The 10,797-nt window shown below is 67.0% G+C and carries 7 protein-coding genes; 2 read left to right on the top strand and 5 right to left on the bottom strand.

Annotated features, from left to right (window positions below):
• The first annotated feature begins 2 nt into the window (after positions 1 to 2).
• Both H4F99_RS08475 and H4F99_RS08470 read left to right on the top strand, forming a co-directional pair.
• Positions 3 to 3,707 carry a hypothetical protein gene (locus H4F99_RS08475; protein WP_220481087.1) on the top strand — a complete coding sequence of 1,235 codons (3,705 nt, stop codon included), beginning with the start codon at positions 3 to 5 and terminating at the stop codon, positions 3,705 to 3,707.
• A gap of 90 nt (positions 3,708 to 3,797) precedes the next feature.
• Positions 3,798 to 5,159: a prealbumin-like fold domain-containing protein gene (locus H4F99_RS08470; RefSeq protein WP_182669301.1), complete on the top strand. Its 1,362-nt coding sequence runs from the start codon at positions 3,798 to 3,800 to the stop codon at positions 5,157 to 5,159.
• A 521-nt stretch (positions 5,160 to 5,680) separates the two neighbouring features.
• On the opposite strand, the gene H4F99_RS08465 is transcribed toward H4F99_RS08470, so the two are convergent.
• The 5 genes from H4F99_RS08465 to H4F99_RS08445 form a co-directional block, all read right to left on the bottom strand.
• A complete protein-coding gene (locus H4F99_RS08465) occupies positions 5,681 to 6,610 on the bottom strand; it encodes a DUF4097 family beta strand repeat-containing protein (protein WP_182669300.1) in 930 nt (309 codons plus the stop codon).
• A 12-nt stretch (positions 6,611 to 6,622) separates the two neighbouring features.
• Positions 6,623 to 7,195: a hypothetical protein gene (locus tag H4F99_RS08460; protein WP_182669299.1), complete on the bottom strand. Its 573-nt coding sequence runs from the start codon at positions 7,193 to 7,195 to the stop codon at positions 6,623 to 6,625.
• On the bottom strand, positions 7,192 to 7,812 hold the full coding sequence (locus H4F99_RS08455; protein WP_182669298.1) for an RNA polymerase sigma factor: 621 nt from the start codon (positions 7,810 to 7,812) through the stop codon (positions 7,192 to 7,194). Before H4F99_RS08455 ends, H4F99_RS08460 begins: the two co-directional genes overlap by 4 nt.
• A gap of 327 nt (positions 7,813 to 8,139) precedes the next feature.
• Positions 8,140 to 9,984, bottom strand: a complete 1,845-nt coding sequence (recQ, locus tag H4F99_RS08450; protein ID WP_246371533.1) for a DNA helicase RecQ — start codon at positions 9,982 to 9,984, stop codon at positions 8,140 to 8,142.
• 220 nt (positions 9,985 to 10,204) lie between these two features.
• A complete protein-coding gene (locus tag H4F99_RS08445) occupies positions 10,205 to 10,762 on the bottom strand; it encodes a Dps family protein (RefSeq protein WP_182669296.1) in 558 nt (185 codons plus the stop codon).
• Between the last annotated feature and the right edge of the window lie 35 nt (positions 10,763 to 10,797).

Here is a 10,797-nt window from a genome sequence, read left to right as displayed (position 1 = left end):
CCATGAAGATGAAGATGCTCGACTACACCCTGATCTGCCTGCTGGCGGGCATGTCCCATGCCGCGGCCGCACAGGATGCCCGGGACGCGGCCGCGCCCGGGCAGCCGCCGGAACCGGCGGAAGGCGCGAGCGGACTGTCCTGCGAGGGCGGCGACTGCGTCTCGGACGAAGGCGTGATCATGCGTCTGCGGACGCGTGGCGAACGGGTCCCCGTGCCCACCGCCGAAGGCGCACCGCGCAACGACGTGCTGCAGGCCAACCGCCAGGTCAGCGTCGAGGCCGCCGGGCCCGGCAAGGCCATTGCCCTGGGCAAATGGTCGGTGGAGCTGCCCGATGGTGGCGTGCTGTGGGCGACCGAAGATCCCAACCTCGGCCAGCCGGCCTTCAACATCACCGCACCATCGCTGGTGCCCTACGACGGTTCACGCATCACCGAACCGGTCCGCTTCCACGCCTACAACAACTATCCAGCCTTCATCGACCGCGCCGAGATCCTGGTGTTCCGCTCCAGCGACACCGACCTGGTCGATCCGCTGGCCACGGTGCCGATGGAAGTCGCCGCGGTCAGCGATGTCGAGTGGGATGGTGCCTTGCCGTCCGGCTACGAAGCGCGCGCCGGCGACGAACTGATCTACATCGTGCGTGCCTACGGCGCCGATGGCAGCTTCGACGAGACCTATCCGCGGCGCCTGCAACTGGTGCAGCCGCAGGAAGCCGAACGTGGCTCGCGCCTGCTCCGCGATTCGGTCGAGAAAGAGTACGGCGCCCGCTTCACGGAAGACGAGGCGGACGAGCGCCGTGCCGTCGACGAGGTGTTCGGCGAAAATGCGTTGCGCCAGCAGAACATCGCGATCTATGGGTCGCGCATCCGCGTCCAGGGCCGGGATATCCCGGATGGCCGCAGTGTGACCATCAATGGACAGAACCAGCCGGTGGATCTGGAGGGCAAGCTCGTCGCCGAGTACCTGGTGCCGGTTGGCCAGCACAGCTTTGACGTGGAGGTCGGCGGCGGCGATGCCACGCCCGTCCACGAGACACTCGAGGTCGATGTCACCGGCCGCTACATGTTCGCGGTCGCGCTGGCCGACATGACCCTGTCGGACGGCAAGGTCACCGGGTCGATCGAGCCGCTCGGCGACGAAGCGGAACAGTACGACGGCGACCTGCTGCTGGAAGGCCGGCTGGCGTTCTACCTGAAGGGCAAGATCAAGGGCAAGTACCTGGTCACCGCGCAGGCCGACACCCAGGAACGCGAAGTCAGCGAACTGTTCAGCGGCTTCTGGGATGCCGACCCGCAGGACATTTTCCGCCGTCTTGACCCGGATGCGTATTACCCGGTGTACGGCGATGACTCCACCACCTATCGCGACATCGACACCCAGGGCCGTTTGTACGTGCGTGTCGACTGGGACAAGAACCAGGCGCTGTGGGGCAACTTCAATACCGGCGTGACCGGCACCGAATACGCCCAGTACTCGCGCTCGCTGTACGGCGGTGCGGTGGACTGGCGCAGTCGGCGCAGCACGGCGCTGGGAGAGGCCGGCACGGAGCTGCGGGGCTTCGCCTCCGAGGCGCAGACCGTGCCGGGCCATACCGAATTCCTGGGCACGGGCGGCAGCCTGTACTACCTCAAGCACACCGACGTGCTGCCGGGTTCGGACAAGGTGGTGCTGGAGATCCGGGATACCACCACCGGCCGCGTGGAGGGACGGGTGCCGCTGCTGCGCGGTGCGGACTACGAGATGGACGAGTTCCAGGGCCGCCTGATTCTCACCCGCCCACTTGCGCAGGTGACACGGGAGAACGTGCCGACCCTGACCCGCGACACCCCGCTTGACGGCTATGCGCAGGTGCTGCTGGTCGATTACGAGTACCTGCCGCGCGGCTTCGACGCTGACGAGGTCACCGCCGGCTTTCGGGGCAAACACTGGTTTGGCGACCACGTCGGACTCGGTGCGACCTATGTCGACGAGAACCGTGCCGGTGAGGACTACAAGGTCATGGGCGCGGACCTGACCCTGCAGGCCGGTCGCGGTACCTTCCTGAAGATCGAGCAGACCAGGACCGAGGCCAGCAGTGCACCGATCTGGTACTCGGACAACGGCGGCCTGAGTTTCGATCGCCTGAACTCCGGGCTGGGCGCGCGCGAGGGCACCGCTTCGGCAGTCGAGGCGAGGGCGAACTTCAAGGAGCTGGGCTGGACCGAGCTCGACTGGTCGGCGGGTGCCTGGTGGCGAAGTGTCGATGCCGGTTTCTCGATCACCCGCTTCGACACCGGGGCGGACATCGAGGAGCGTGGCGCCGAAGTGCTGGGGCAGTTCTCGCCCAACTTCAATATCTACAGCCGCTACAGCGTCGCCGAGCGGGATGCCGAATCCCTGACCCAGGCACAGGTCACGGCCGAGTGGCGCATCACGGATTATTCCACCGTCAGCGGTGAGATCCGCAGCGTCGACGAAGACCGCGTGTCCGGTGACGCGGTCGGCACGCTCGGTGCGCTGGAATACAAGCACCGTTTCGGCAACACCCTGGACCTGTTCGCGACCGCGCAGGTGACGCTGGATGACGACGGCGGCAAGTACGCGGACAATGATGCGCTGACCGTCGGCGGCAAGTACCTGTTCGGCGAACTGTCCAGCGTCGGCGCGGAATACAGCACCGGCGACCGTGGCGATGCCGCGCAGGTCAACGCCGAATACCGGCTCAACTCGGACTACACGCTGTACGGTGCGTACACCTACTCGACCGACCAGAGCCCGTACGATCCGCTGTTCAACAATCGCCTCAGCACCGGCTGGACACTCGGCCAGCGCTGGCGGATCTCCAACCAGACCACGGTGTTCAATGAAAGCCAGTTCCTGAAGGACCCGCAGGGCGATGGCCTGTCGCACACCTTCGGCATGGACTTCTATCCGGGCATCGGCTGGAACCTCGGCTTCACCCTGCAGTCGGGCGAGCTCGAGAACAGCGCCGGGATCGTCGATCGCCGTGCGGTCAGCGTCAATGGCGGTCGCACCTCCAACGACACCCAGTGGCAGAGCAAGCTGGAGTGGCGCGAGGACACCGGCGTCGAACGGCGTGAACAGTGGGTCACCACCAACCGGCTGACCCACAAGTTCAACGAGAGCTTCCGGATCGCCGCGCGACTGAACTACTCGGAGACCGACGACGAGATCGATCCACTCGCGGGCGCGAAGTTCATCGAAAGCAACTTCGGCTTCGCCTGGCGGCCGTGGAACAGCACCCGTTATGCCCTGTTCGGCAAGTACACCTACCTGTACGACGTGTCGTCGCTTGAGCAGGTGGGCGACAACGTCACCGACTACGACCAGCGCAGCCAGATCCTGTCGTTCGAGGGCGTGTACAGCCCGCATACGCGCTGGGAGTTCGCTGGCAAGCTGATGCGGCGCGAGGGCGAGGTGAGGTACGGCCGACTGACCGGCGACTGGGCGGATTCGGACACCACGTTCGCCGCCGTGCAGGCCCGCTATGCGTTCGCCGAACAGTGGAACTCGCTGCTCGAGTACCGCTGGCTCGGCGTGCAGGACGGCGGCGACCGCCGTGGTTTCCTGGTGGGCATCGACCGCGACATCGGCAGCAACTTCCGCGTCGGCATCGGCTACAACTTCACCGAGTTCAGCGATGACCTGACCGATTTCGACTACGACCACAGGGGCTGGTTCCTGAACCTCGTGGGTCGGTACTGATTCGTGCAACGGATGGGGATCCGTGCAATCCAGCCTGAAGGATCCGGTGCCAACCGCGACCGGATCCACTTTGAAAGAGATATGGGAAACATGAGCAGCAGCACAATGTCCGGCAAGCACCCCGCGGGATCGCGGGTATGGGGATGGGGATGGGGTTCGAGAAGCGTGGCGGTTGCCGTGCTCTTGCTGGCGTCGTTCGCACTGCAGGCGACGGTCACCGAGACATGGAACACAAACGGCACCAGCTCGGCCAATACCAGCCCTGTCGGCGTGACGATCACGCAGACGGGCCCGGTGCAGAGCAATTACGTCAACGCCACGCTCAACACGACCAACTACTGGTCCGACCCCTATGGTGGAACCATTGCTGGCGGCCCCGCCTTGAGCATCGACGTAGCCGCCTCGTTCACCCCGGCAACGTTCTCCGTGACATTCAACGAGCCGGTGGACAATCCTGTCCTGCACATAGATCGGCTGGGTGGCTTTTCCGGCAACCTCACCAACTCATCGCGATGGACCTTGACCGGCTTCACGGCGCAAACCGGTGGCGTCACCATGACCCGCCTGTCCGGCAATCCGCAGTTCGAGGTGACGACGACCACGTTCCAGCGTTCGGTGGGGCTCACGCAAATCGGTGGCAGTGCGGAATGCACGGCGACCCCCACGACCGGCACCGGTTGCGGATCCATCCAGTTCAATGGCACCGGTATCACCAGCCTGACCTTCAGCGTGGTGATGCTGGGCGCGACCGGGCTCGGGGATACGATTGAAGCCCGATGGAGCTTCCAGGGCTCGTCCGTGGTGGTGCGCAAGCAGTCGAGCAACGGCACCGGCACCTTCGATTTCACCCGCGGCGGCGCGCTGGGTGGGGGCGCGTTCTCGCTCAATACCGCCACCGCCAACCCGGCGGTCTCGGCGACGTTCCCGGTCAGCAACCATGCGCAGCAGATCACGCTCGGGGAAGCCCAGGTGCCGGCGTCATTCACGTTGACGGGTGTCACCTGCGTGGATCAGAGGAGCCAGGCGGTCAACGTCACGCTGTTCGGTGGAGCGCTCGTCATCCAGGCGGGCAACTACGGTGCCAACCAGCTCATCACCTGCACCTTCAACAACACCTTCAATGCGGACCTCTCGATCACCAAGACCAACACGCCGGCGCAGGGGCCCGTGGACCAGTCGGGTGATACGGTGGTATCGGCCAGTCCGACCACGTACACCGTGGTGGTCCGCAACGATGGCCCGGGCGCGGCAGGCGGCGCGGTCCTGCGGGATCCCGTACCGACCGGTGTCAGCTGCAGCACGGTGACCTGCGGCTCCGCAACCGGAGGCGCCGCGTGCCCGCCGCCCGCATCGGTGACGATTGCGGCCCTGCAGTCTGCCGCAGGACTCCCGCTACCCACGCTGCCCGCGACGGGTTCGCTGACGTTCACGCTGCAGTGCTCGGTGCCGTAGTGGCTTCCAGTGCCGGGTTGAGGGGAGCAGGGGACAGCGGCGCGTACCGGCAGCGCGCAGCACTGGAACGAGTTCAGCCCCGCTGCTGGCGCGGACATCGACTTCACGATCACCAACGCACTGGTATCGGCGGACTTGCGCATCAGCAAGACGAGCACGCCTGCCAATGGGTCTGGTGACCAGGTCGGCGACAGTGTGACGTCGGGTACGTCGTCCACCTGCGAGCTGCTGGTGAGCAATGCCGGACCCGGCGTCGCCGATGACGCGGTATTGACGGATCCGTCTCCCTCGAACCTGGGCAACTGCACGCTGGCCTCATCTGCCTGCACGGCCACGGCAGGCGCAACATGCCCTGCCACGGGCGCCGGTGCAGGAGCCTTGTTGGTTGGCAATCTGCAGGGAGCTGGCGTGATCCTTCCGCAGTTGCCCAATGGCGGTTCGGTACGGGTTCGAATCAGTTGCGACGTCGAGGAGGCCGGTCCTTCCGGGAGGTCACCCTGCTGTAGGGTGGCCTCGCGTCGTCAGTCCAGCTTGAGTGTGACGTCGCCCGAGAAGCTCTCCAGCGAGATGTCGCCCTCGCCGTTGCCGTAGCGGTGCCTGAAGTTGGACCCCGGGCCGTGCTTCGGACGTTCGATGCTGGCGTCGGGAGCGCGCAGGGTACCGCTGAAGCTGGACCCCCTCACGCTGGCGGACAGGTCGCGGGGCAGGTGCAGGGTCAGGTCGCCGCTGACCGTTTCGATGTCGATGCGGCCATTGGTGGCCAGGCCGGTACGGAGGTCGAGGTCGCCCGATACCGTTTCACCGGAGAAGCGGCGCAACTGGCCTTCGATCACGCGGACGTCGATGTCGCCGGAGACGCTGTCGATCGAGACTTCGCCATCCAGGCGCCCCGACAGGGTGATGTCGCCGGAGACGCTGTCGACGCTGACGTCGCCGCTGTTGAGGGTCAGGTGCAGGTCGCCACTGACGCTGTCGATGTCGATCTCGCCGGGCGCGCCCGCGACGACGGTGTCGCCGCTCACGGTGTCGATGGACATCGATGCCGGTGCAACCCCCGCCACGTCGATGTCGGCGGACACCGAGTCGATCTCCAGGTCCGCGCGCAGCGGCACCATCAGGATCAGCTCGCTGGGCTCGCTCTTGTCGCTACCGGTGAAGAAGCCGAGCCCGCTGCCGCGATTGGGATACTTGACTTCGATACCGAGGTGCTTCTGGTCGCCGCTGATCTCGAGTTTCTCCACGCCCTTGCCGAGGCTGCCGGTGATCCTGACTTCCGACCGGTCCCAGGCACGCACCTCGATGCGGCCCTTGAGGTTGTCGATGTCGATGCTGCCGCGCGGGTCCAGCGGACGGACTTCATTGATCGGTGTCGCGGCAAGGCCTGGCATTGCCGTCACCAGCAAGGCGGTGGCGAGTGCCGGGGCGATGAGAGTGCAGGGGGTTCGGGACATGACGGACTCCAGTCAGGTATTGAGCATGCGCTGGCTCAGCGCCAGGCGTTGGGCGTAGGTGCGACGCAACTGGTCGAGCAGCAGGCGGGAGTCGGGCTGCTGCGCGAGGGCGTCGAGGATCAGGTCGGCATTGCGGTCGAGTTCCGAGATGACCGGCTGCAGGCTGGAATCGCCGGGCAGGGCGTCGATCTCGCTGAAGGCCGCCTGGTACTGCAGGGTCAAGCCATCGGCCTCGCGCCGGTAGGGATATCCTGTGTCGACGGCTTTGATGTCCGGCGTCGACAGGGCCACCCGGGTTTCGACAGCCTGTCCGCCCGGCATGTGCCAGCCGATCGCGATGGCGACCAGCAGCAGGCTGGCTGCCAGCGCGGCGGGCGCCAGCCACGTCGGGCGGTGGTGATGGGAGAGGGAGACGGGCCGCGCGGACTCCGCGGTGGCGTCCAGGCGGGGCGGCAAACGCCCGGCGATGTCCGGCCACAGGTCGCGTCCGGGCATCCGCTCGTTGCGCAGGGCGCGCAGCTGCCAGCGCATGCCATCGGGCAGGCGGTCGTCGTGTTCGGTCGGGAAATCGGTGTCGTGGCTCATGGAATGTCTCCGGACCAGGCGCTCTCGCCCAGTCGTTCACGCAACAGGTGGCGCGCGCGGTGCAGCTGCGCCTTGGAACTGCCGACCGCCATGCCAAGTTCGGCGGCGATCTCCTCATGCTTCCAGCCTTCGACGTCGTACAGCACCAGCACCGCGCGGGCGCGTGGCGGCAGGCTGGCGACCGCGCGCTCCAGGTCCATCGAGATCGCGGTGACATGGCCCGCCGAATCGGCCTGCCCGAGCATGTCGAAGGCATCGTCGTCGCCTTCGTGCTGCGGTCGGCTGCGCTGGCTGCGCAGATCCATCAGCGCCGTGTTGACCGCGAGTCGATGCAGCCAGGTCGAGAAGGCCGACTCGAAGCGGAAATCCGGCAACGCCTGCCAGGCCTTCACGAAGGCTTCCTGCGTCAGGTCTTCCGCGCGGGTCCCGTGATGGCCCACCAGCCGACCGATCACGCCGTGGACGCGCGCGGCGTGACGGCGGTACAGCGACTCGAAGGCGGTCACGTCGCCGCTGCCCGCGGCCCGGATCAGCGCCAGTTCCGCGTCCGCACCGGTGGAACACGGGGCGGGGGCGTTGTTCGCGGGGAGCGGGATATCGGCCACGGCGTTCAGCATAAACACTCTGATGCCGATTGCCGCGACAAGGTTTAAGCCTGGGACGACGCCCGGGAAGCGCGTTGGCAGCCGCAGTGCGGCATTCACCGGGACGACGGTCCGACCCGGATGTGCCTTGGGCGGACGGCGGGAGGCGGTGTGGCAGGCCGGAGCGACGGGGGAGATGCCGCGGCAGGAGTTCGACTCCCGGAGCGGAAGGCTGGATCCCGGCCTTCGCCGGGATGACGGGATGGATTGGGGGCTGGGCGGGAGCCGACGCTCGAGTGAGGCGGTCCAGCCCGGGCGGGCAGGAGGATTCGAGCCCGGGTCGAAGCCTGCCCGACGCACTCAGGCGTGGCGGGCAAGGTGGTCGAGCAGGTCGCCTGCGTATCGCTCCAGCTTGCGGGTGCCGATGCCGGGGATTTCCGCCAGCGCGCCCTCGTCCAGGGGGTCGGTTTCGGCGATCGCGCGCAGCGTGCTGTCGTGGAATATCACGTAGGCGGGGACGTTCTGCTCCTTCGCCATCGCCGAGCGCCACTCGCGCAGCGCATTGAACCGGACCAGCGCTTCGGCATCGAGTTCGGTCTCGATCATCGACGAGCGCGTGGTGCGCCCACGACGCTTGCGTGGCTCGGGCTCGCGCCGGAAGGACAGGCGGCGCTCGCCGCGCAGCACCGCCGCGCTGGTCGCGGTCAGCCGCAGCGCGTTGTAGCGTTCGGCGTCGGCCTCCAGCAGGCCCGCGGCCACCAGTTGCCGGAACACACCGCGCCACTGCCGGGCGTCGAGGTCCTGCCCGATCGCCCAGGTGCTGAGCGTGTCATGTCCATACTGCTGGATCTTGTCGCTGTCCTTGCCGGTCAGGATGTCGATCAGGTGGCCGGCACCGAAGCGCTGGCCGCAGCGGTAGACACAGGACAACGCCTTGCGCGCGGCTTCGGTGCCGTCCCAGGTCTCGGGCGGCTCCAGGCAGTTGTCGCAGTTGCCGCAGCCACCGTCATGGGCACCGATGTAGTCCTCGCCGAACCAACCGAGCAGGGCCTGGCGGCGGCAATCGGTGGATTCGCAGTAGCCGAGCAGCGCATCGAGCTTGTTGCGTTCCAACTGCTTGCGCGCGTCGCTGGCCTCGCCCCGGTCGATCAGGGCACGCAGGTTGACCACGTCACCCAGTCCGTAGCTGAGCCAGGCCTCGGCGGGGCCGCCGTCGCGCCCCGCGCGCCCGGTTTCCTGGTAATAGCCCTCGACCGACTTGGGCAGGTCGACATGGGCGACGAAACGCACGTCCGGCTTGTCGATGCCCATGCCGAAGGCGATGGTCGCGACCATCACCACGCCGTCGGCCTGCAGGAAATGGCGCTGGTTGGCGGCCCGGGTCTCGGCCGGCAGGCCCGCATGGTAGGGCAGGGCATGCACGCCGGCCTCGACCAGCTGCTCGGCCACCGACTCCACGCGCTTGCGCGAGAAGGCATAGACGATGCCGCTTTCGCCTTCGTGGCCACGCAGGAAGTCCAGCAACTGCCGGGTACCGCCGCCGTCCTTGTGGACGACCCGATACCGGATGTTGGGGCGGTCGAACGAGCTGACGAACTGCCGGGCATCCTCCAGTGCGAGCCGCTCGACGATTTCGCGGCGGGTGGGGGCGTCGGCGGTCGCGGTCAGGGCGATGCGCGGGACATCCGGCCAGCGCTCATGCAGGACGGTCAGCTGCCGGTACTCGGGGCGGAAATCATGGCCCCATTGCGACACGCAGTGGGCTTCGTCGATGGCGAACAGGGCGACCTGCCCGCGCTCGTGCGCGCGGTCGAGCATGGCCAGCATGCGCGCGGACAGCAAGCGCTCTGGCGCGACGTAGAGCAGGTCCAGGTCGCCGTCCAGCCACTGCTGTTCAACCTTCGCGGCGGCCTGCGCATCGAGCGAGGAGTTCAGGCAGGCGGCGCGTACGCCCAGTTGGCGCAGGCCTTCGACCTGGTCCTGCATCAATGCGATCAGTGGCGACACCACGATGCCGCAACCGTCGCGCAGCATGGCCGGCAGCTGGTAACACAGTGACTTGCCGCCGCCAGTGGGCATCAGGACAAGCGCGTCGCCTCCGTTTGCCACCTGCTCGACGATATCGGCCTGCTCGCCGCGGAAGGCGGGGTGGCCAAAGGTGTCGCGAAGGAGGTCGAGGGCGTGGTCTAGGGTATCGCGGGGCATTCGGTCAGGATACCAAGCGGCGGCCACATTCAGAATCATGGTTCCGTGGCAGACACGGCCTTGGATCCGGTTCCTTGACTTCAGCGGTCCGGAATGCGCAACGAGGAAAGCCCCCTTGGTAAGGGGGCGCGCCGAAGGCGCGGGGATCGGGAGCGCATCACGCAGTGCGCGGGCTTCGCTTGTCGAAGCCCGCGGTCGCCAGACGCATGGCGTGGCGACTTCACTGCAGCAGCGAACGCAGCATCCAGGCGGTCTTTTCATGCACCTGCAGGCGCTGCGTCATCAGGTCGACGGTCGGGTCGTCGCCCGCGGCTTCCGCCGTTTTCAGGGTCTTGCGTGCGGTGCGGCAGACGGCTTCGTTGCCGACGGTGAGCTGGCGGACCATCTCGCGCCAGTCCGCGGCATCGCTCAGGCCGGGCTCCTCAGCAATCGACGACAGGCGGGTGAACTCGGCGTAGGAGCCGGGGGCGTTGAAGCCCAGGGCCCGGATGCGCTCGGCGATCTCGTCCAGCGCCGTCCACTGCTCGTTGTACTGGTCCTCGAACATCACGTGCAGGGCGTTGAACATCGGCCCGGTCACGTTCCAGTGGAAGTTGTGCGTCTTCAGGTACAGCGTGTAGGCATCGGCCAGGAAATGCGACAGGCCGTCGGCGATCTTCTTGCGGTCGCCGGTGGCGATACCGATGTCGATCGCGGGTGCGCTGGAGCCCGGGGCGGGCGAGGCGGCTGGCTTGACGGCCTTGGCGGGCGCCTTCTTGGCAGACTTGGTCTTGGCCATTCGGTTTCTCCTTGGGATGCGTTGAGGCGACAATG

It is taken from the genome of Marilutibacter penaei, from assembly GCF_014145395.1.
GTDB classification, from domain to species: Bacteria; Pseudomonadota; Gammaproteobacteria; order Xanthomonadales; family Xanthomonadaceae; genus Marilutibacter; species Marilutibacter penaei.
This window is presented reverse-complemented; position numbering and strand designations above follow the sequence as displayed.